Below are 20,867 nucleotides of genomic sequence, written 5' to 3' on the forward strand. Positions count from 1 at the left end.
CACCGTAAATGATGTGGACGGCACCATGTACGAGTTATCCACATAGATCACGAAACCGAGCTGGACGGCCTTCTGGTGCGTGCTCTACTGGGCGCAGTCTTCCCCGATGGAGAGTGCCACAGATGACGCTTCACGAGTACTTCGCCGCGCAACCGACGCCCCGCGCCGAGCTGCCCGATCCGCAACCGCTGCTGCGGAGCCTGACGCAGGGCGTGCTCGAAGTGCTCGCGGGGATCAGAGAAGTCGATCAGCTCGCCCGCTGGTTCAACGAGGATGCGTACCGGAGTCTGGTGACGCGGGCGAACCTGTCGGCGAGGGCGCGCAGCGCGAGGGGGGTCTCGCCTGCGCGCCCGACGTTCGAGATACTCTCCATCCGAGTGACCGAGCCCGTCGACGGCAAGGTCGAGGCCGTGGTCGTGGTCGCCGGTCCCGGGCGGACGCGAGCGGTCGCGATCCGTCTCGAGGGCCTGGACCGTCGTTGGCGAGCGACGTCGCTGGCGGTTCTCTGAGCCGACTCGCTCTAGGCTGGGGATGTGTCAACCCTCAGCGATCTCGCCCATGCCCAGGGCCTTCTGACCGACAACGATGTGGAGTGGCTGCATCGCCTCGCCGGTGACGGCCAGCTCCTCGCCGATCTCGCATCGGCGGACATCGTGGTCTGGCTCCAGACCGACGACGGCTCGTTCGTCGCCGTGGCGCATGCGCGGCCGAGCGGCGCGGCGACCCTGTTCTACCGTGACATCGTCGGCGAGCGAGTGCGTCCGCAGTGGCGCACCCAGGTGCAGGGCGCGTTCGACTCCGCAGAGATCGTGGACTCGTCCTCTCCCGATTGGTTCGAGGAGACTCCGACGCGAGTCCGTGCGGTGCCCATCGTCAACGAGAGACACGGTGGTGACCGTCAGACGACGGTCATCGGGGTGGTCACCCGGCACACGAACCTCGGCGAGGCGCGGACTCCGTCCCGACAGCAGATCACCTTCGACGAGTGCGCGAACGACATCTTCCGGATGATCGCCGACGGCAGCTTCCCCGACCCCGCTGCTCCGACATCGCCCCGTCGCGGCGCTCCGCGGGCATCCGACGGACTCATCCGCATCGACGTCGACGGCATCACCACCTTCGCGAGTCCGAACGCCCTCTCGGCTTTCAACCGCATGGGGTTCGATGATGAACTCGAGGGCGAATCGCTCGCCGAGGTCACTACGCGCCTCGTCCCGCCTTCCCGTCAGGTCGACGAGTCCCTGCCGGTGGTCGTGACCGGACGGGCGCCGTGGCGCACGGACATCGAGGCGCGTGGCGTCACGGTGTCGTTGCGTGCGATCCCGTTGAAAGACCACGGAACGCGAATCGGTGCCATCCTGCTGTGCCGTGATGTGTCGGAGCTCCGCCATCAGGAGCAGGAGCTCATCACCAAGGACGCGACGATCCGCGAGATCCACCATCGTGTGAAGAACAACCTGCAGACGGTGGCATCGCTGTTGCGCATCCAAGCGCGACGCACGCATTCGGATGAAGCACGCGAGGCGCTGACCCAGGCGATGCGACGTGTCGATTCGATCGCCGTCGTGCACGACACGCTCGCCCAGGGACTCACGCAGAAGGTCGACTTCGACGAGGTCTTCCACCGTGTGCTGAAACTCGTGGCGGAGGTCGCCTCGGCGCCGAACACCCGAGCACGCACTCAGTCGACCGGTCGCTTCGGCGTGCTGCCGAGCGAGTACGCGACGCCGCTCGCCCTGGCGCTCACGGAGGTCGTCACCAACGCGGTCGAGCACGGGCTCGCGGGTCAGGAGGGGATGGTCACGATCGACGCCGCGCGTACCGAGGAGAACCTCCGGGTCACGGTGCGCGACACCGGAAGCGGGCTGCCCGAGGGGCGGATCGGTCAGGGACTCGGCACGCAGATCATCAGGACTCTCATCCAGGGCGAGCTCAGCGGCTCCATCGAGTGGCGGGGGAGCGAGGGCGAGGGCACGGAGGTCGTCATCGACATCCCGCTTCGCTGGCTCACGAAATAGCGACCACCGACCGGATACGACAAGGCGGCCCGAGACATCGTCTCGGGCCGCCTTGTCGTATGTTCAGGAAGCGCGGCGGGCGCGCGCGGCGCGGCGCTTGAGTGCGCGGCGCTCGTCTTCGGAGAGGCCGCCCCACACGCCCGAGTCCTGGCTGGACTCCAGGGCGTACTGCAGGCAGATCTCGGTCACCGTGCAGGTGGCGCAAACGGTCTTCGCCTTCTCGATCTGGTCGACGGCCGGGCCGGTGTTCCCTACGGGGAAGAACAGCTCGGGATCGACAGTCAAGCAGGCGGCCTTGTCGCGCCAGTCCATGGGGGCTCCTCGGTGTGGATTTTCGTGCATCATCGCAATGCGACGACTCGGATTTCGGGTGCAGATCGGGTTCAGCTACCCTGTATGAGATACGGACGGATGCCCGCATTCTGTGATGCGGGCGTTGAGCCCGCCCCACGCCGCTGTGGGAGCACATGACGCTGTCTATTCTGTTACATGAAACCGGCGAAATCAAGGGTTTCGCCGCTTCTCATTCGATTCTCAGGAGACACATCGTGCGCTCACCCGGCCTCGCCCTGGCAGCTGCGGCGGTCCTCGCAATCGAGGGGGCTGCGCTCCTCGTGATCGCTCTGATCGAGGTCTTCGGTCTCGGGGCAGGCGATGCGTCCTCGCTGCCGACAGCGCTCGCCCTCATCGTCCTGACGCTGATCGGAGCCGTCGCACTCGTGGCCTTCGCGATCGGCACCAGATCAGGACGGTCTTGGGCACGTTCCGGTGGCGTGGTCTTCCAGGTGCTCGCGATCGCCATCGCCCTGGCTTCGCTCACGATCCAGCCGATCGCATGGGCGTTCACGTTCGGGGTCGGGCTCCCGGCGCTGCTCGGCTTCGTGCTGCTGATCGCGAGCACTCGCGCGGAGAACGAACGCCCCGCGGAGTGACGCTCAGGCGTCGATGCCGAGCAGTCTGCGCAGACGTGCGACGTGGCCGGTGGCCTTGACGTTGTACTGGGCGAGCGTGATCGATCCCGACTCGTCGAGCACGAAGGTCGAGCGCAGCACGCCTTTGACCTTCTTCCCGTAGTTCATCTTCTCGCCCCACGCCCCGTAGGCCGTGTGCACAGCGTGATCGGGGTCGCTGAGGAGCGTGAAGGTCAGGCCGTCGCGTTCACGGAACTTCGCGAGCGTGGCGGGCTCGTCGCGGGAGATCCCGATCACCCGGTAGCCGGCGCCCTGCAACGACGAGATGCTGTCGCGGAAGTCGCACGCCTGAGTCGTGCAGCCCGGCGTCATGGCGGCGGGGTAGAAGTAGAGCACGGTCTTCTGCCCGCGCAGATCCTCGAGGCGGACGGGCGAACCGTCCTGGTCGAGCAGGGTGAAGTCGGGGGCAGTGGTTCCGGGTTCGAGGCGCACAGTCACGGCTCCAGCCTAGCGGCCGGACGCCTGCTCGGCCTTGTCGGCGAAGGTCTGGAGGAGTCGCTGCAACGAGTCCAGACGCGCACGTCCGGTCTCGTTCAGCTCTCCGCTCTCGGCGGCTTCGATGAGAGCGCAATCGGGGGCGTCCGCCAGGTGCGTGCACCCGCGCGGGCATTCCTCCGCGATGATCGCGAGCTCGGTGAACGCGGCGAGGATGTTCGCCGGGTCGACATGACCGAGGCCGAAGGAGCGCACACCGGGGGTGTCGATCACCCACCCGTTGCCGGCCTCACCGACGTAGCGGAGGGAGACCGTGGACGACGAGGTGTGACGCCCGCGTCCGGTCACCTGGTTGACATGTCCTGTCGCCCGCAGAGCGCTCGGCACGAGCGCGTTGACGAGGGTCGACTTGCCCACCCCGGAGTGTCCGACGAACACCGTCGAATGGCCGACGAGCGCTGCGCCGATCTCCTCGACGGGCATCTCCTCCTGGGCGCTCGTGAAGACGCGCAGATCGAGGCCGTCGAAGTGGGAGAGGAACGCGGTCGGGTCGGCGAGGTCGGTCTTGGTGACGACGAGGAGGGGGCGGATGCCGGCATCCAGCGCGGCGACGAGATAGCGGTCGACGAGCCTGGCTCGCGGCTCGGGATCGGCGGCCGCGACCACCACCAGCATCTGATCGGCGTTCGCCACGATGACGCGCTCGACCTGGTCCGTGTCGTCCGCGCTGCGTCGCAGCAGCGACGTGCGATCGGCGATCCCGATGATCCGCCCGAGGGTGCCGTCATCACCCGACGTGTCGCCGACGACCTTCGCCTGATCGCCGGTGACGATGGGGTTGCGTCGCAGCTCGCGCGCTCGCGCGGCGGTGATCATGCGCTCGGCGGGGGTGTCCTCGTCGAGCAGCACCGAGTACCGGCCACGGTCGACGCCGAGCACACGCCCGATCTGCGCGTCGTCGTGCGCGGGCCGTCGCTTGGTGCGCGGACGGTTCGCCTTCGGGTTCGGACGCGTGCGGATGTTGCTCTCGTCATACTCCTCGAAGTCGTCGTCGAGGTCGTCGGAGTCGTCGAGCCAGCTCACGCGGATGCGCCTCGCAGCATTCGCTCCCAGAGGAGGGTGAACTCGGGCAGGGTCTTCGACGTCGTGCCGATGTCATCGATCTCGACTCCGGGGACGCGCAGACCGATGAGCGCACCCGTCGTCGCCATCCGGTGATCGTGATGAGCGGCCCAGCCGCCGCCGTGCAGCGTCCGCGGGATGATGCGGAGTCCGTCGGAGAGCTCCTCCGCCTCTCCGCCCAGCGCGCGGATGTTCCCGATCAGGGCTGCGATCCGGTCTGTCTCATGCAAGCGGATGTGTCCGATGCCGCGGATGGTCGTGGGGCCGGAGGCGAAGGCCGCGAGCCCGACGAGCGTGGGGGTCAGCTCGCTCGCCGCGGACAGGTCGATGTCGAGGCCATGGATCTCGGTTCCGGCCTTGACCGTGAGCGTGCCGCTGTGACGGCCGACGTGCGCCCCCATCGCCTGCAGGATCTCGGGGAGGAGAGCGCCCGGCTGCGTGGAATGCACCGGCCAGCCGGGGACGGACACCGAGCCTCCGGTCACCAGTGCGGCGGCGAGGAACGGGGCGGCGTTGGAGAGATCGGGTTCGATCGCGATCTCCTTCGCGCGCGGCACGCCCGCCTCGACGAGCCATTCGCCGGTCGCCGGGCGTTCGATGCGGATGCCGCGACGGCTGAGCGCCTCGATGGTCATGTCGATGTGGGGGAGGCTCGGCAGATGATCGCCGGTGTGCACGAGGTGCAGTCCGACATCGAACCGAGGTGCGGCGAGCAGCAGCCCGGACACGAACTGACTCGACGCCGAGGCATCGATCTCGACGCGCCCGCCCCGGATCCGCCCGTGGCCTCGCACGGTGAAGGGCAGCGCCCACGTTCCCTCGTCGTCGATGTCGACTCCGAGGTCTCGGAGCGCACTGATGAGTCCGCCCATGGGCCGATGCAGAGCCGTCTCGTGAGCGGTGAGATGGACGTCGTGCTGGGCGAGGCCTGCGAGGGGGGCGATGAAGCGCATCACCGTGCCGGCCTGGCCGCAGTCGACCGTCGTGCCGCCGGTGAGCTTCGCGGGCGTGATGACGAGGTCCGGCCCGAACTCCCCGCTCGCCTCGACCTCTTCGATTCCGACGCCCAGCGCGCGCAGGGCCTCGACCATCCGGCGGGAGTCATCCGAGTGCAGCGGGGCGATCAGACGGCCGGGACCGTCGGCGATCGCGGCGATGATGAGTTCGCGATTCGTCAGGGATTTCGACCCGGGAACGGTCACCGTCGCATGGACGGAATCGGCAATGGACGGCGCGACATAGACGCCCTGGACAGGGGAGGGGGAATACCTGTTGGCGCTCATCGGTTCCCACCTTAGTAAACGCGAGTGTCCGCCCCGATCGAATGGCGGGTACTCGTCGAGAAGGAGAGAGCATGCTCGCAACGCTGGAACGCGAGTCCGTGGACCTCAGCGGCCTAGACTGGCCGGTGATGGATGACACGGCAACCGCAGAAACGGTCAGCGACCCTCGGCGCGAATTCGAGGAGCAGGCGATCCCTTTCATGGATCAGCTCTACGCCGCGGCCATGCGCATGACCAGGAACCCCGCCGATGCGGCGGACCTCGTTCAGGAGACGTTCGTGAAGGCGTACGGCTCGTGGGCGACGTTCTCGCAGGGCACGAACCTCAAGGCGTGGCTCTACCGGATCCTCACCAACACCTACATCAACATCTATCGCAAGAAGCAGCGCGAGCCTTTCCAGGGCACGATCGACGAGCTCGAGGACTGGCAGCTGGGTGGTGCGGAATCCACCACCGCGTCGCACGGCCGATCGGCTGAGGCCGAGGCGATCGACCACATGCCGGCATCCGTCGTCAAAGACGCGCTGCAGGCCGTGCCGGAGGACTTCCGGTTGGCGGTGTACCTCGCCGATGTCGAGGGCTTCGCCTACCAGGAGATCGCGGACATCATGAAGACGCCCATCGGCACCGTGATGAGCCGCCTGCATCGAGGCAGGCGGATGCTGCGGGAGCTGCTGGCTGACTACGCCGCGGAGCGGGGAATCTCCGCGGCCGACCCGAGGAGCAGGAAATGACCGACTGCGGCTGCGACAAGGCCCGCAAGGATCTCGAGGAGTACCTCCGCAACGAGGTCTGCAACACCGAGCACACCGAGATCCGCGAGCATCTTGAGAACTGCCCGTCCTGCAGGGATGAGGCGCTCGTGGCGACGACACTGACCGAGGTCGTGGCTCGCGCGTGCAAGGAGACTGCTCCGGAGGAGCTGCGCGACCAGGTGTTCGCTCGTCTGCGCGAGGTTCAGGCCGCCCAGCACTGAGGGCGGCCCTCCCGGACCGACGGGTGCCCGTAGGGTTGTTGCATGACGGTCATCGACTCACGCGACATCCCTGCCGATCCCGAATCAATCGAGCGTCTCGCTGCGGGATCGCTGACCTATCGCGTCGTCGACGGGTCGGATGCCACGCGGGCAGAGCTCTTCCAGCGCGCGACCACCCGAGGATTCCTCGGCGCTGAGCCGTCGGCGGAGGAGCTGGCGTTCGGGCAGCAGACCTTCGATGCCCGTCGGAACACGGGCGTCTACGAGACCCCTGCAGCCGACACGATGCCGGTCGCGACCATCGACTCCTGGGTGACCCCGGTGACGCTTCCCGGTGGGGGAGAGCTGCCGATGTGGGCGATCAGCGGTGTCACCGTCTCAGCCACGCATCGCCGCCGAGGCATCGCCAGGGCGCTCCTCGAGGGCGAGCTGAGGTCAGCGGTCTCCGCCGGCATTCCGATCGCCGGTCTCACTGTCTCCGAAGCCACGATCTACGGCAGGTACGGCTTCGGTTCGGCGTTGCCCATGGCGAAGTTCACCGTGGACACGCGCCGCGCCGGATGGGCGGGACCCGCGGTCGACGGGCGTGTGGAGTACGTCGATCGGGACTCGCTCGCCGCGGCACTCGACACGGTCCACGACCGCGCGCGGAGCGCACGGTCGGGGCAGATCCCCGGGTGGCCGTCGCGCTGGACCGGTATCGCGGGGCTCGCACCGGGCAACACAGACGGCGCCAAGGTGCGCGGCGTCCGCTTCCTCGATCGAGACGGCGAGGTCAGGGGAGCGATGGCCTTCGCGCTCCAGGACAGCAGCGGATCCTTCCGCTTCGCCCTCGATGTGCGGCTGCTGGTCGCGGAGACGCCGGAGGCGACCGGCGCGCTCTGGCGGTTCGCTCTGCAGCACGACCTCGTCGATCAGGTCACCGCCGACCTCCGTCCGCTCGACGATGCTCTTCCGTGGCTCGTACGCGATCCCCGCGGTGTGACGCAGACCGTTCACGATCACGGCTGGCTGCGCATCCTCGACATCCCGACCGCGCTCACCGCGAGGACCTACTCCGCGCCGCTCGACGTGGTCATCCGCGTCAGCGACCCGCTCGGGTTCACGGCGGGCGACTGGCGTCTGCGCCTGGATGCGCAGAGCGAGCCGCGCGTCGAGGCGGTCGAGGGCGCCGACGTGGATGCCGAGCTCGACATCTCGGCGCTCTCGATCCTGTACGCCGGTGGAGTCCGTGCGGCCTCGCTGCACGGAGCTGGACGGATCGTCGCCGACAGGAACGTCGTCGAGGCTCTGGACCGTGCGTTCGTCGCGTTCCCCGCGCCGGCGCTCGACATCTGGTACTGACGCCGCCGGCCGATCGGCATCCGCCCTCGACACGCAAAGGGAGCCTCGACGATCGTCGAGGCTCCCTTTGCGTGGTGGTGTCGCTCAGCCCAGGGTGAGGGCGTCGCGGAGCAGCTTCGCCTGCTCGGCCGCGTGCACCTTCGACGAGCCCGTCGCCGGTGACGCGGACGCGGGACGCGAGACCGGGTGGAAGGAGCGGTCGCCGGGGACGTCAGCGAAGGCGAGTGCGAGGAACGGCCAGGCACCCTGGTTCTCCGGCTCCTCCTGGACCCACCGCAACTCGGCGTTCGGATAGGAGTCGGTGATCGCCTTCAGCCCGTCGATCGGCGTCGGGTACAGCTGCTCGAGGCGCACGAGGGCGATCTCGGGGTTCGGGTTCTTCTCGAGCTCGGCCCGCAGATCCCAGTGGACCTTGCCGGAGTGCACGAGCACGCGCTTCACCGCGTTGCGGTCGAGGTCTCTGCTGTCATCGAGCACGGGCTCGAAGCGACCCTGCGTGAAGGCCTCGACCGGGCTCGTCGCACCGCGCAGACGCAGCATCGCCTTCGGGGTGAAGACGATCAGCGGCTTGCGCGGACGGGCGTAGGCCTGACGGCGCAGCAGGTGGAAGTACGATGCCGGCGTCGACGGACGCGCGACGATCATGTTCTCCTGCGCGCACATCTGGAGGAAGCGCTCGATGCGGGAGGACGAGTGGTCCGGTCCCTGACCCTCGTAGCCGTGGGGGAGGAGCAGAGTGACGCTGGACTGCTGTCCCCACTTCTGCTCGGCCGCCGAGATGTACTCGTCGATGACCGACTGTGCGCCGTTCACGAAGTCACCGAACTGGGCTTCCCACAGCACGAGCGCCTCTGGCGCCTCGACGGAGTACCCGTACTCGAAGCCGAGTGCCGCGTACTCGCTCAGCAGCGAGTCGTAGACGAAGAAGCGCCCCTGGGACTCCGACAGGTTGGACAGCGGCAGCCACTCCTGCCCGTTCGCGCGGTCGTGCAGGGTCGCGTGACGCTGCACGAACGTGCCGCGGCGCGAGTCCTGCCCTGCGAGCCGCACGGGTGTTCCCTCGACGAGGAGCGATCCGAAGGCGAGCAGCTCGCCGAAGCCCCAGTCGATGTTGCCGTTGCGGCTCATGTCGAGACGCTTCTCGAGCTGCTGCTGCAGCTTGGGGTGCACCGTGAAGCCCTCGGGCTTGTTGACGAACGCGTCGCCGATGAGCTGGATGACCTCGTTCGCGACCCCGGTGATCTCCGGAGCACCGACCTGCTCGTCGACGGGAGGCAGCTCCTGAGCGACCGGCGTCGCGCCGGTCTCGGCGGCGTGCGTCTCCGCGAACGCGATCTCCAGACGGTTCTGGAAGTCGGCCTTCGCCTCGTCGTACTCCTCTTCGGTGATGTCGCCACGACCGACGAGCGACTCGGTGTACAGCTTGCGCACCGATCGCTTGGCCTGGATCAGATCGGTCATCAGCGGCTGCGTCATCGAGGGGTCATCGCCCTCGTTGTGCCCGCGGCGCCGGTAGCAGACGAGGTCGATCACGACATCGCGATGGAAGCGCTCGCGGTACTCGAAGGCGAGCTGAGCCACGTGGATGACGGCCTCGGGGTCGTCTCCGTTCACGTGGAAGACCGGTGCCTGGATCGTCTTCGCCACATCCGTGGAGTACACGGATGTGCGCGAGTCGTTCGGCAGCGTCGTGAATCCGACCTGGTTGTTGACGACGATGTGGATCGTGCCACCCGTGCGATAGCCGCGCAGCTGCGACATCTGCAGAGTCTCGACGACCACTCCCTGTCCGGCGAACGCGGCATCGCCGTGCACGAGGATCGGCAGCCACGTGAAGGTGCCGATGGGCTTGCGGTCCTGCTTGGCGCGGACGATGCCCTCGAGCACGCCGTCGACGGTCTCGAGGTGAGACGGGTTGGCCGCGAGGTAGACGGGCAGCTCGGACTCGTCGTCGGCGATGAAGGTGCCCTCGGTGCCGAGGTGGTACTTCACATCGCCCGACCCGCGCTGGTTGCCGGGCGTCTGCGTGCCCTCGAACTCCTGGAACACGTGGCCGTAGGTCTTGCCGGCGATGTTGGTCAGGACGTTCAGCCTGCCGCGGTGCGCCATGCCGATCGCCGCGCCCTCGAGCCCGGATGTGGCCGCGCCCTGGAGGATCTCGTCGAGCAGGGGGACGAGCGACTCGCCGCCCTCGAGCGAGAACCGCTTCTGGCCGACGAACTTCGTCTGCAGGAAGGTCTCGAACGCCTCGGCCTCGTTGAGCTTGCGGAGGACACGCAACTGCTCGTCGTGTCCGGGCTTCTGGTACTTGACCTCGACCTTCTCCTGGAACCACCGGCGCTGCTCGGGATCCTGGATGTGCATGTACTCGATGCCGACCGTGCGGCAGTACGAGTCGCGCAGGACACCGAGGATGTCACGGAGCTTCGCGATGCGACGGCCGCCGAATCCACCCGTCACGAACTCGCGGTCGAGGTCCCAGAAGGTGAGCCCGTGGCTCTCGATCTCGAGGTCGGGGTGCGAGCGCTGGACGTACTCGAGCGGGTCGATGTCGGCCATCAGGTGGCCCCGCACGCGGAACGAGTTGATGAGCTCCTGCACGCGCGACTGCTTGTCGACGCGCTCGGCGAGGTCGACCGCGATGTCGGGGTTCCAGCGGATGGGTGCGTAGGGGATGCGCAGTGCGGCGAAGATGTCGTCGTAGAACCCGCGCTGCCCGATGAGCAGCTCGTGCACCTTCTTGAGGAACTCTCCGGAGCCCGCACCCTGGATGACGCGGTGGTCGTACGTGCTGGTCAGCGTGATCGTCTTGCCGATCGCGAGCTCGTTGAGCGTGCGCTCGCTGGCGCCCTGGAACTCGGCCGGGTACTCGAGCGCGCCGGCGCCGATGATGCAGCCCTGGCCCTTCATGAGGCGAGGCACGGAGTGCACGGTGCCGATGCCACCGGGGTTGGTCAGCGAGACCGTCGTGCCCTGGAAATCGGCCGCGGTGAGCTTGTTGTTGCGGGCGCGGGTGACCAGGTCTTCGTAGGCGACGAGGTACTCGCTGAACGACATCGTGTCTGCGCGCTTGATGCTGGGGACCATCAGCGCGCGGGTGCCGTCGGGCTTGGGGAGGTCGATCGCGATGCCCAGGTTCACGTGTGCGGGCGCGACGACCGAGGGCTTGCCGTCGATCTCGGCGTAGAAGACGTTCTGGCTGCGGAACTCGTCGAGGGTGCGGATGAGCGCCCACCCGATCAGGTGCGTGAAGCTGATCTTGCCGCCGCGGGTGCGCGCCATGTGATTGTTGATGACGATGCGGTTGTCGATCATCAGCTTGGCCGGAACCGTGCGCACACTCGTCGCCGTCGGGACGGTCAGCGACTCGTCCATGTTCGCGGCGAGAGTCTTCGGCAGTCCGCGGAGCGGCGTGACCTTGTCTTCCTCGACAGGCTCGGCGGGCTCCCGGGACTCGGGCTTGGGTGCGGGCTTGGGAGCCTGCGCGGGGATGGGAGCGGCCGCGGCCGGCTTCGTCGTCGTGCGGGCGACGGGCTGCGTGCCGATCACGGGGATGGGCGCGGTCACGGGGTGCGCAGGCTGCTCGACCGCGGATGCGGGAGTCGCTGCACCGGTCGCGGCATCGGACTGGTACTTCTCGAGGATCGGCCACCATTCCTTGTCGACGGAATCGCGGTTCACCTTGAACTGCTCGTAGAGCTCTTCCACGAGCCAGGAATTGGCTCCGAACCCCCCGTCGCCCCCGACGCCGGTCACCTGGTTCGACACGCTCGATCGCCCTCTTTCATCGCTGAATCTCACATGTGCACACCGCGACGCAGGATGCGTTTCGGGTCCGCACACTCTCGACTGACAAGCCTAACCTGTTTCGCCATGCGAATCGTCGAAGCCATGCGCCCGGATCGTCGCGATCTGAGTACCGTGGGGGTATGGAGTTCTCCGGTGAGTCGCCCACAGTCGATCTGACCTATTCCGACGTGTTCCTGGTTCCGCGCCGTTCGGCGGTGACGAGCCGCCTGCAGGTCGATCTCGCCCCGCAGGACGGCACCCCGGCGACGCTTCCGCTGGTGGCATCCAACATGAACTCGGTCACGGGTCCTCGGCTCGCCGCGGTGCTCGCGCGCCGCGGGGGACTCGGGGTGCTGCCGCAGGACATGCCGCTGCAGGCTCTCGACGCCGCGATCCGCGACGTCAAGAGCCAGCCGGTGCTGTGGGACACGCCGCTCGTGCTCCCGCCTGAGGCGTCGGTGTCGGATGCGCTGCGGCTGATGCCGCCGACCGCCGGACACGGGATCGTCGTCGCGTCGGGCGCGGCCCCGCACCACGTGGATCGGATCCTCGGAGTCCTTCCTGCGACGCGGCTCGCGACGGCGCTGCCGGATGCGCAGCTGGGCGACCTCGTGCACACCGGAACGCCCTCGCTCGACGCGGACGACATCGGATCCGAGCGCCACGCCTTCGATGTGATCACCGATGCCGGCGTCGAGATGGTGACGATCGCCCACCACGGGCACCTCGTCGGCACACTCAGCGCGCGCAGCGCTCTGCGCTCGACGCTGTATCGACCGGCGGTCGACGGTGACGGTCGTCTCGCCGTCGCCGCGGCGGTGGGGATCAACGGCGATGTGGCGTCGAAGGCGCAGGCACTCGCCGCCGCCGGCGTCGACGTGCTCGTGGTCGACACCGCGCACGGCCACCAGGAGGGGATGCTCCGCGCACTGAGCGCCGTGTCCGAGCTGAACCTCGGCATTCCGATCGTCGCGGGCAACATCGTGACCGCCGACGGGGTCAGGGATCTGGTCGAGGCCGGAGCCTCCATCCTGAAGGTCGGTGTCGGCCCCGGCGCGATGTGCACCACGCGCATGATGACGGCCGTCGGACGCCCGCAGTTCTCCGCCGTGCTCGAGACGGCCGAGGCCGCGCGCGAACTCGGGGCGCATGTCTGGGCGGACGGGGGAGTGCGCTATCCGCGTGATGTCGCACTCGCGCTCGCGGCGGGCGCGGCATCCGTTATGGTCGGCTCCTGGTTCGCCGGGACGATCGAGGCGCCGGGCGAGCTGCAGAGCGACGAGGAGGGGCGCATCTACAAGGAGTCGTGGGGGATGGCCTCCACCAAGGCCGTGCAGGAGCGCTTCGGGCGTCTCGACGCTTACGAGCGTGCGCGCAAGGAGCTGTTCGCCGAGGGGATCTCGTCATCGAAGATCTGCCTCGATCCGCTGAGGCCCGGCCTCGAGGACCTCCTCGACATGATCACCTCAGGGGTGCGGTCGTCGTTCACGTACGCGGGCGCCGCGTCGGTTCCCGAGTTCCACGACCGCGCGCTGGTCGGGTTGCAGTCCGCCGCGGGCTACGAAGAGGGCAAGGCGCTGCCCGTCAGCTGGTAGCCGCCCGGCCCTTTCGCGGGATCCCGTAGAATCGTGCTCACCATGGACGACCCTCCCAGTTGTAGTACATCGCCCCACTGCCCGCCCCTCGCCCGCGAGGGGAATCGTTGATGGATTACATCCTGCTGGGCGTGGGGCTGCTGCTCACTGTCGGCACCGGACTGTTCGTCGCGAGCGAGTTCGCTCTGGTCAATCTCGACCGTGCCGACCTCGAGGCCCGCCAGGCGCGGGGAGAATCCCGTCTGTCACTGACGATCAGCGCGCTCAAGCACACGTCGACCCATCTGTCGTCGGCGCAGCTGGGCATCACCCTGACCACGCTTCTCACCGGTTACACGATGGAGCCGGCGCTGTCGAACCTGCTCCGTCCGACGCTCGTCGCCTGGAGCATCCCTGAGGCCGCGGTCGGCCCCATCGCCACGATCGTCGCGATGCTGGTCGCCACCGTGCTGTCGATGATCCTCGGTGAGCTCGTCCCCAAGAACTTCGCCCTGGCGCTGCCCCTCGCGACCGCGAAGCTCGTGATCCCCTTCCAGGTCGCCTTCACGACGATCTTCAAGCCCGCGGTAGTCGTGCTCAACGGTAGTGCGAACGGGGTGCTGCGGGGCATGGGGATCGAGCCGAAGGAAGAGCTCTCCGGTGCCCGCAGCGCCGAGGAGCTGTCGTCGCTGGTCCGCCGCTCCGCGAGCGCCGGCCTCCTCGAGGCCGACACAGCGAGCCTTCTCGACCGCACCCTCACGTTCTCGCGCCTGACGGCTGCCGACGTGATGACCGCTCGACCGAGCATGCATGCGCTCGCCGGAGGCGACTCGGCCGACGACGTCATCCAGCTCGCACGCCGGACGGGCCACAGCCGTTTCCCGGTCTACGACGACGATCTCGACGACATCACCGGCGTCGTGCACCTGAAGGCGGCGATCTCGGTTCCCCGCGATCGTCGCGCCGAGGTGCCGGTGGGCGCGATCTCGACCGATCCGCTCCGCGTTCCCGAGACCGTTCACGTGGATGCCCTGATCTCCGAACTCCGAGCACGCGGTTATCAGCTGGCGGTCGTCGTCGACGAGTACGGCGGCACGGCCGGACTCGTGACCCTCGAGGATCTGGTCGAGGAGCTCGTCGGGGAAGTCTCCGACGAGCACGACCGCACCAGGGCGGGCGTCGTCCGCGGGCGTGACGGAATCATGTTCCCGGGCGAGCTGCGTCCGGACGAACTGCGCCACCGTGCCGGTGTCGTGGTCCCCGAGGGGGACGTCTACGACACCGTCGGCGGCTATGTCATGAGCGTGCTCGAGCGCGTGCCGTCGGTCGGCGACGAGGTCGCCCTCGACACCGGGAAGCTCCAGGTCGTGCGCATGGACGGGCGGCGCGTCGACCGCATCCGGTATGTTCCGAGTCCCGGCAACGCAGGAGAGGCGGCCACCCGATGAACGACTGGGGAGGACTGGCCTGGCTGGTCGTACTGCTCGTGGCGAACGCCTTCTTCGTCGGCGCCGAGTTCGCGGTGATCTCGGCACGCCGCTCTCAGATCGAGCCGAAGGCCGATCGAGGATCGCGCAGCGCGAAGACCGCGCTCTACGCGATGGAGCACGCGACCCTGATGCTCGCGACCTCGCAGCTCGGCATCACGATCTGCTCGCTGTTGATCCTGAACGTCTCGGAACCGGCGATCCACCACCTGCTCGCCGTGCCGCTGCACGCGATCGGCTGGTCGGACGGCGTGGTCGACGCCGTGTCGTTCACGATCGCGCTGCTGATCGTGTCGTTCCTGCACGTCGTGTTCGGCGAGATGGTGCCGAAGAACCTCGCGTTCTCGATCCCGGATCGCGCTGTGCTGATCCTCGCGCCGCCGCTCGTGCTGGTGTCGAAGATCTTCATGCCGGTGATCTGGGTGCTCAACGCCGCCGCGAACGGGGTGCTGCGGCTGTTCCGGGTCGAGCCGAAGAACGAGGCGGCCTCGACGTTCACCCTCGACGAGGTGGCGACGATCGTGGATCAGTCGCGCCGCGAGGGCGTGCTCACCGATACGGCGGGCACGGTCGCGGCTGCCGTCGAGTTCACCGACAAGAAGGCCAGCGACGTGGCCGTCCCGCTGAGCGATCTCGTGACGCTGCCGCAGTCGACCACCCCGGACGACATCGAGAAGGCCGTCGCCCGCTACGGTTTCTCGCGTTACGTGATCGTCGACGGCGACGACGTGCCCGTCGGGTACGTCCACCTCAAGGACATCCTGCGGGCCTCGGACGGCCCGGATGCCGCCTCGAAGCTCGTCGAACCGCTGCCGTCGAAGCGCATCCATCACATGGTGCCCGTGCAGGAGGACACCGATCTGGAGGATGCTCTCGCGGTGATGCGTCGTGCGGGCCGGCACCTGGCGAAGGTCAGGGATTCCCACGGCCGCACCACGGCCGTGCTCTTCCTCGAGGACATCCTCGAGGAGCTGGTCGGCGAGGTGCAGGACGCGACTCGTCGCATCCGCGGCCACTAGCCCCCGCATCGCGACGAAGCCCTCCGGTCCCGTGCGGATCGGAGGGCTTCGTCGTCTGATCGGAGCGGGTCAGCGCCAGTGCGCGCGCTCGTACTGCGGCGGCCAGGCGACGTCGGCACCGAGCTCGTGGGCCGCTCGGAGTGCGAAGTGCGGATCGCGCAGCCACTCACGGCCGGCGAAGATCGCGTCCGCGGCTCCGTCGGCGAGCACCTGCTCGGCCTGCGCGGCGGCGGTGATCAGGCCGACCGCCGAGACCGGGATGCGCCCGCCCTGACGGACCGTCTCGGCGAGCGGCACCTGGTAGCCGGGGAACACGCTGATCTGCTGGTGAGCGACCAGACCGCCACTGGAGACGTCGATCAGGTCGGCACCGCGCTGGGACGCCCATTCCGCAACGGTCGCCGCCTCGTCGGACGTGAAGCCGCCCTCGGCATGGTCGGTCGCGGAGATGCGCACGAACAGCGGCACGTCCTCTCCCATGGCGCCGCGCACGGCATCCACCACGCGCAGAAGCAGGCGAGCCCTGTTCTCGAGGGATCCGCCGTATTCGTCGTCGCGCCGGTTCGACAGCGGCGACAGGAACTGGTGCAGCAGGTACCCGTGCGCGCCGTGGAGTTCGAGGACGTCGAAGCCTGCGTCCAGTGCCCGTCGGGCCGCAGCCGCGAAGCCGTCGATCACGGCCTCGATTCCCGCCGAGTCCAGCGCGACAGGGGAGGAGAAGCCCTCGAACGCGACCGCGGACGGTGCGGTCGTGATCCAGCCGCCCTCGGCCTCGGGCACCGATCCGCGTGCATCCGCCCACGGCCACCACGTGGAGGCCTTGCGCCCGGCGTGCGCGAGCTGGATTCCTGCGGCCGCGCCACGCGCGTGGATCGCCTCGACGATCGGTTTCCACGCATCGCGCTGCTCGTCGTTCCACAGTCCGACGTCTCGGGGTGAGATGCGGCCCTCGGGCACCACAGCGGTCGCCTCGGCGACGATCAGCCCGGCGCCGCCGGAGGCGAACTGGGCGAGGTGGGTATGGTGCCACTCCTGCACGACGCCCTCGACCGCGCTGTACATGCACATGGGCGACACCCAGAGACGGTTTCGGAAAGTGACGGATCGGATGCTCAGGGGGGAGAAGAGGATGCTCACTCTTCGACGCTACTGCGCGGCGGGGGTGGGGCGGGCCGTCGCACTAACGTGGAGTCATGTCCGAAGTGCGCGAATGGTCCCGCGAAGATGCCGCGACGTTGCTGCGGGTCCCCGGACCTGCGGATGACAAGTACTCGCGCGGTGTCGTCGGACTGCGCACCGGATCGTCGGCCTACCCCGGCGCCGCGGTGCTGGGCGTGGAGGCCGCGTGGCGTGCAGGTGCGGGCTTCGTGCGTTACATCGGTGAGGGCCGGGCGGCGGATGCCGTGATCGCACGGCGCCCCGAGACCGTCGTCAGCCCGCACGCGGCGGGTGCCCGTGTCGGAGCATGGGTCATCGGATCGGGGACCGAGGCGGGGAAGCGCACGGCAGACGAAGAGCGTGAGTTGCGGGGGATCCTCGACGGCGCGGTTCCGGTCGTCGTGGATGCGGGCGCGCTGGATCTGGCACGAGGCAGCCGGGCGCCGCTGCTGCTGACACCGCACGGACGGGAGTTCGCTCGACTCCAGACGCAGATCGGGTCGGCACCGGGCGACGACCGTGCGCGTGCGGCGGCGGAGGCAGCGGCCCGGCTGTCCGCGGTCGTACTGCTCAAGGGGGCCCAGACGCTGATCGCGCACCCGGACGGCTCGGTGATCCGGGTCGACGCCGGCACCGGATGGTTGGCGACGGCCGGAACCGGTGACGTGCTCGGCGGTGTGCTCGGAACGCTGCTCGCCGCGAATCCGGACGCATCGATCGCGGAGGTCGCTGCGACGGGAGCATGGCTGCACGGACACGCGGGCCGCATCGCGGCCGGGATCGGTGCGGACGGTGGCACGCACGGGTATCCGATCGTCGCGCTCGACGTCGCGCAGGCGCTTCCCCGCGCGATCGCGGACGTCCTCGCGTGAGCCGCAACCGGACGATGCGCACGCTGGTGCTCTGGTGCGCCTTCCTGCTCGTCCATGTGCTCGTCGCGGTGGCGGGGTGGCTGTACCCGAGCCAGCCGATGGGCGATGTCGTGCTGGTCTACGAGCCCTGGTCGTCGGCAGCGCTCTCCGGCGGACCCATCGTGGGCGTCACCGAGACGTGGGTCTACCCGCAGCTCGCGCTGGTGCCGATGCTGCTCGCGAAGATCCTGTCGGTGCCTCTGATCGCGGCGATGGGTGTCTCCGAGGCGTATCTGATCGCCTGGGCCGTGCTCGTCATCGTCCTCGATGCGATCGCGTTCTCGGTGCTGATCGGTCGGTCGCCCTCGCAGCCGCGACGGGCGGCGGCCTGGTTCTGGGTCGCCGCGCTTCTGCTGCTCGGCCCGATCGCCCTGTACCGGATCGATGCGATCACCGTGCCGATCGCGGTGGTCGCAGGACTCTGGTTGACCCGTCGACCGGCCGTCGCCGCGGCGCTGCTCACGATCGGCGCCTGGATCAAGATCTGGCCCGGTGCTCTGCTTCTCGCGGCAGTCGTCGCGGCGCGAAGTCGCATGCGGATCCTGCTCACGGCCGCAGTGGTGACGGCGAGCATCATCGCGCTCCTGTTCCTGTTCGGTGCCGATGTCGAGATCTTCGGATTCCTGACCGAGCAGACCGGACGCGGCCTGCAGATCGAGGCGGTCGCGGCGACCCCGTTCCTGTGGCTCGCGGCGGTCGGTTCCGCGCGCATCGAGTACAGCTTCGAGATCCTCACGTTCCAGATCGCCGCGGACGGAGCGGATGCGGTGGGTGCCGTGCTCACTCCGCTCATGGCGGTTCTCGTGATCGTCATCACCGTCATCGGTGCGCTCAAGGCGACGAGGGGAGCAGCGTTCCCGCGCCTGTTCCCGCCGCTCGCGCTCTCTCTCGTCGCCACTCTGATCGTCCTGAACAAGGTCGGTTCGCCGCAGTTCCAGACGTGGCTGATCGCGCCGGTGCTCCTCTGGCTGGTCCTGGACCGCACGAGGGCCACGGCGCCCGCACTGATCGTCCTCGCGCTGTGCGCACTCACGTGCCTCGTCTATCCGTTGAACTACGACGCGCTCCTGCGAGCCGAGATCCTCCCGGTCGCGATCCTCACCCTGCGCAACGTCCTTCTCGTCGTGGTGCTCGTCATCGGCATCCGCGCCCTCGTCCGAGTACCCGCACACCGACCCTCGACCAACCGGGAGTAACCCATGCTGATCGCCTTCTCCGTCGCCCCGAGCGGCACACCCTCCGACGGATCGGAGCGCTCCGACGCCTCGGTGCACGACGCGGTGGCCGCGGCCGTGCGTGTCGTGCGCGAGTCGGGTCTCGCGCACCGGACGACGAGCATGTTCACCGAGATCGAGGGGCCGGACTGGGACACCGTGATGGACGTCGTCAAGCGTGCGACCGAGGCCGTGATGCCGTTCGGTTCACGGGTGTCGCTCGTGCTCAAGGCCGACATCCGCCCCGGCTACTCCGGCGAGCTCGACGCCAAGATCGATCGGCTCGAAGCGGCGATCGAAGGTTCAGACACCCCGTAGACTCGACGGGTGAATCCCTCGACTGAATCGAGGGGTGCGGCGAAGTGGGCGCTCCTCTCCCTCGCCATCGGCAGCTTCGGCATCGGCATGACCGAGTTCGTCGTCATGGGCCTGCTGCCCAACATCGCAGGCGAGCTGCTGCCCACGCTCTGGGCCAGCAGCCCCGAAGACGCTCTGAGCCAGGCCGGATGGTTGATCTCGCTCTACGCGCTCGGCGTCGTGGTCGGTGCGCCGACCATCGCGGGCTTCGTCGCGCGTTACCCGCGGCACCGCGTGATGATCGGCCTCGCGGTGGCGCTCACGGTCTTCAACGCGCTCACGGTGTTCCTGCCGACCTTCGAGCTCGTCGGCGCCTCGCGGTTCCTCGCGGGACTGCCGCACGGTGCGTACTTCGGAATCGGGGCGCTCGTCGCCGCCGAGGTCATGGGGCCCGGCAACCGTGCGAAGGGTGTCGCGTTCATCCTCACGGGTCTCACGGTGGCGAACGTCGTCGGTGTGCCCCTCGGAACCTTCCTCGGCCAGCTGTGGGGGTGGCGGGCGGCCTTCGCCGTCGTCGCCCTCGTGTTCGCGCTGGCGACGGTCTGCATCATCTTCTTCGTCCCGGAGCACCCGGGGTCGCCGGGACGGACCATGCGCGAGGAGCTCGGCGTCTTCCGCATCCCCCAGGTCTGGTTCACGCTCGGCGTGGGCGCGATCGGCTTCGGCGGATTCTTCGCGGTCTACAGCTACATCGCACCCCTGGTGACCGAAGTCGCCGGTTCGCCCGAATGGGCCGTGCCGATCATCCTGGTGCTGATGGGGCTGGGCATGACAGCCGGAAACCTCGTCGGCGGTCACCTCGCCGACATCGACCTCCGCAGGACTCTGCTCTGGGGACTCGCCGCGATGGCCGTCGTCTTCGCGCTCCTCGCCCTGCTCGCGTTCTGGATCGTCACCCTCGCCCTGCTCGTGTTCGTGGTCGGCTTCGTCTCCTCGGTCCTGTCGCCGACCATCCAGACCCGCCTCATGGACGTCGCCGGAGACAACCAGTCGATCGCGGCGGCCATGAACCACTCGGCGCTCAACATCGGCAACAGCCTCGGCGCCTTCCTCGGTGGCATCGTGATCGCCGGCGGCTGGGGCTTCACGGCTCCCGCGTGGACCGGAGCGGCGCTCGCCATCGCCGGGCTGCTGATCGCCCTGCTGTCGTACCGGGCAGAGGCCCGCACGCCGGCCTTCGCCTCGGCGTGACCTGCAGCCTCGGTCGTA

At 68.5% G+C, this 20,867-nt stretch carries 19 protein-coding genes; 13 read left to right on the forward strand and 6 right to left on the reverse strand.

Annotated elements, in window-relative coordinates; translation table 11 throughout:
- The first annotated feature begins 122 nt into the window (after positions 1–122).
- The gene (locus JOF42_RS09095; RefSeq protein ID WP_210097568.1) at positions 123–509 is read left to right on the forward strand and encodes an Rv3235 family protein; all 387 of its coding nucleotides are present in this window, start codon (positions 123–125) and stop codon (positions 507–509) included.
- A 24-nt stretch (positions 510–533) separates the two neighbouring features.
- Positions 534–2,018: a sensor histidine kinase gene (locus JOF42_RS09100; RefSeq protein WP_210097569.1), complete on the forward strand. Its 1,485-nt coding sequence runs from the start codon at positions 534–536 to the stop codon at positions 2,016–2,018.
- Positions 2,019–2,081: 63 nt separating this feature from the next.
- On the opposite strand, the gene JOF42_RS09105 is transcribed toward JOF42_RS09100, so the two are convergent.
- Positions 2,082–2,330, reverse strand: a complete 249-nt coding sequence (locus JOF42_RS09105) for a WhiB family transcriptional regulator (protein ID WP_028503730.1) — start codon at positions 2,328–2,330, stop codon at positions 2,082–2,084.
- Positions 2,331–2,566: 236 nt separating this feature from the next.
- Here JOF42_RS09105 and JOF42_RS09110 point away from each other — a divergent pair, with 236 nt between their 5' ends.
- Complete coding sequence (locus tag JOF42_RS09110; RefSeq protein WP_210097570.1) at positions 2,567–2,950, forward strand: hypothetical protein; 384 nt, start codon at positions 2,567–2,569, stop codon at positions 2,948–2,950.
- A 3-nt stretch (positions 2,951–2,953) separates the two neighbouring features.
- On the opposite strand, the gene bcp is transcribed toward JOF42_RS09110, so the two are convergent.
- From bcp to aroA, 3 genes are read right to left on the reverse strand one after another with little or no spacing between them, the layout of a single operon-like run.
- A complete protein-coding gene (bcp, locus tag JOF42_RS09115) occupies positions 2,954–3,427 on the reverse strand; it encodes a thioredoxin-dependent thiol peroxidase (RefSeq protein WP_210097571.1) in 474 nt (157 codons plus the stop codon).
- A 9-nt stretch (positions 3,428–3,436) separates the two neighbouring features.
- Positions 3,437–4,507: a ribosome small subunit-dependent GTPase A gene (gene rsgA / locus JOF42_RS09120; RefSeq protein WP_210097572.1), complete on the reverse strand. Its 1,071-nt coding sequence runs from the start codon at positions 4,505–4,507 to the stop codon at positions 3,437–3,439.
- Positions 4,504–5,829, reverse strand: a complete 1,326-nt coding sequence (gene aroA / locus JOF42_RS09125; protein ID WP_210097573.1) for a 3-phosphoshikimate 1-carboxyvinyltransferase — start codon at positions 5,827–5,829, stop codon at positions 4,504–4,506. The genes rsgA and aroA overlap by 4 nt, the downstream gene beginning before the upstream one ends.
- A gap of 71 nt (positions 5,830–5,900) precedes the next feature.
- Here aroA and JOF42_RS09130 point away from each other — a divergent pair, with 71 nt between their 5' ends.
- The 3 genes from JOF42_RS09130 to JOF42_RS09140 are packed head-to-tail and all read left to right on the forward strand — an operon-like array spanning position 5,901 to position 8,149.
- A complete protein-coding gene (locus JOF42_RS09130; RefSeq protein WP_210097574.1) occupies positions 5,901–6,563 on the forward strand; it encodes a sigma-70 family RNA polymerase sigma factor in 663 nt (220 codons plus the stop codon).
- Positions 6,560–6,805, forward strand: coding sequence for a zf-HC2 domain-containing protein (locus JOF42_RS09135; protein ID WP_042541911.1), 246 nt, complete (start codon positions 6,560–6,562; stop codon positions 6,803–6,805). Before JOF42_RS09130 ends, JOF42_RS09135 begins: the two co-directional genes overlap by 4 nt.
- Positions 6,806–6,847: 42 nt before the next feature.
- On the forward strand, positions 6,848–8,149 hold the full coding sequence (locus tag JOF42_RS09140; protein ID WP_210097575.1) for a GNAT family N-acetyltransferase: 1,302 nt from the start codon (positions 6,848–6,850) through the stop codon (positions 8,147–8,149).
- A gap of 84 nt (positions 8,150–8,233) precedes the next feature.
- On the opposite strand, the gene JOF42_RS09145 is transcribed toward JOF42_RS09140, so the two are convergent.
- A complete protein-coding gene (locus JOF42_RS09145) occupies positions 8,234–11,917 on the reverse strand; it encodes a multifunctional oxoglutarate decarboxylase/oxoglutarate dehydrogenase thiamine pyrophosphate-binding subunit/dihydrolipoyllysine-residue succinyltransferase subunit (protein ID WP_210097576.1) in 3,684 nt (1,227 codons plus the stop codon).
- A gap of 161 nt (positions 11,918–12,078) precedes the next feature.
- On the opposite strand from JOF42_RS09145, the gene guaB1 reads away from it, so the two are divergent.
- The 3 genes from guaB1 (at position 12,079) to JOF42_RS09160 (ending at position 16,018) form a co-directional block, all read left to right on the forward strand.
- Positions 12,079–13,533 carry a GMP reductase gene (gene guaB1, locus JOF42_RS09150; protein ID WP_210097577.1) on the forward strand — a complete coding sequence of 485 codons (1,455 nt, stop codon included), beginning with the start codon at positions 12,079–12,081 and terminating at the stop codon, positions 13,531–13,533.
- Between the two features lie 110 nt (positions 13,534–13,643).
- Entirely contained in the window at positions 13,644–14,960 is a 1,317-nt protein-coding gene (locus JOF42_RS09155; protein WP_210097578.1) for a hemolysin family protein, read from the forward strand.
- Positions 14,957–16,018: a hemolysin family protein gene (locus JOF42_RS09160; protein WP_210097579.1), complete on the forward strand. Its 1,062-nt coding sequence runs from the start codon at positions 14,957–14,959 to the stop codon at positions 16,016–16,018. The genes JOF42_RS09155 and JOF42_RS09160 overlap by 4 nt, the downstream gene beginning before the upstream one ends.
- 69 nt (positions 16,019–16,087) lie before the next feature.
- Here the strand turns inward: JOF42_RS09160 and JOF42_RS09165 are convergent, their stop codons facing one another.
- Positions 16,088–17,155 (reverse strand): NADH:flavin oxidoreductase/NADH oxidase, encoded by a 1,068-nt coding sequence (locus JOF42_RS09165; RefSeq protein WP_210097580.1) that lies wholly within the window; start codon positions 17,153–17,155, stop codon positions 16,088–16,090.
- Positions 17,156–17,211: 56 nt separating this feature from the next.
- Here JOF42_RS09165 and JOF42_RS09170 point away from each other — a divergent pair, with 56 nt between their 5' ends.
- From JOF42_RS09170 to JOF42_RS09185, 4 genes are read left to right on the forward strand one after another with little or no spacing between them, the layout of a single operon-like run.
- Entirely contained in the window at positions 17,212–18,048 is an 837-nt protein-coding gene (locus tag JOF42_RS09170) for an NAD(P)H-hydrate dehydratase (protein WP_210097581.1), read from the forward strand.
- Positions 18,045–19,283, forward strand: a complete 1,239-nt coding sequence (locus JOF42_RS09175; protein WP_307803574.1) for a hypothetical protein — start codon at positions 18,045–18,047, stop codon at positions 19,281–19,283. The genes JOF42_RS09170 and JOF42_RS09175 overlap by 4 nt, the downstream gene beginning before the upstream one ends.
- 3 nt (positions 19,284–19,286) lie before the next feature.
- A complete protein-coding gene (locus JOF42_RS09180) occupies positions 19,287–19,619 on the forward strand; it encodes a thiamine-binding protein (protein WP_210097582.1) in 333 nt (110 codons plus the stop codon).
- Positions 19,620–19,628: 9 nt separating this feature from the next.
- Positions 19,629–20,849: an MFS transporter gene (locus JOF42_RS09185; RefSeq protein ID WP_210097583.1), complete on the forward strand. Its 1,221-nt coding sequence runs from the start codon at positions 19,629–19,631 to the stop codon at positions 20,847–20,849.
- The last annotated feature ends 18 nt before the right edge of the window (positions 20,850–20,867 follow it).

Origin of the sequence: Microbacterium phyllosphaerae, assembly GCF_017876435.1 — a bacterium.
Classification (GTDB): Bacteria; Actinomycetota; Actinomycetes; order Actinomycetales; family Microbacteriaceae; genus Microbacterium; species Microbacterium phyllosphaerae.

Bases quoted from the DNA above. Each gene is read 5' to 3' on its own strand.
- JOF42_RS09095 (WP_210097568.1), top strand. From the start codon at position 123: ATGACGCTTCACGAGTACTTCGCCGCGCAACCGACGCCCCGCGCCGAG.
- JOF42_RS09105 (WP_028503730.1), bottom strand. From the start codon at position 2,330: ATGGACTGGCGCGACAAGGCCGCCTGCTTGACTGTCGATCCCGAGCTG.
- aroA (WP_210097573.1), bottom strand. From the start codon at position 5,829: ATGAGCGCCAACAGGTATTCCCCCTCCCCTGTCCAGGGCGTCTATGTC.
- JOF42_RS09130 (WP_210097574.1), top strand. From the start codon at position 5,901: ATGCTCGCAACGCTGGAACGCGAGTCCGTGGACCTCAGCGGCCTAGAC.
- JOF42_RS09135 (WP_042541911.1), top strand. From the start codon at position 6,560: ATGACCGACTGCGGCTGCGACAAGGCCCGCAAGGATCTCGAGGAGTAC.
- JOF42_RS09140 (WP_210097575.1), top strand. From the start codon at position 6,848: ATGACGGTCATCGACTCACGCGACATCCCTGCCGATCCCGAATCAATC.
- guaB1 (WP_210097577.1), top strand. From the start codon at position 12,079: ATGGAGTTCTCCGGTGAGTCGCCCACAGTCGATCTGACCTATTCCGAC.
- JOF42_RS09155 (WP_210097578.1), top strand. From the start codon at position 13,644: ATGGATTACATCCTGCTGGGCGTGGGGCTGCTGCTCACTGTCGGCACC.
- JOF42_RS09160 (WP_210097579.1), top strand. From the start codon at position 14,957: ATGAACGACTGGGGAGGACTGGCCTGGCTGGTCGTACTGCTCGTGGCG.
- JOF42_RS09170 (WP_210097581.1), top strand. From the start codon at position 17,212: ATGTCCGAAGTGCGCGAATGGTCCCGCGAAGATGCCGCGACGTTGCTG.
- JOF42_RS09180 (WP_210097582.1), top strand. From the start codon at position 19,287: ATGCTGATCGCCTTCTCCGTCGCCCCGAGCGGCACACCCTCCGACGGA.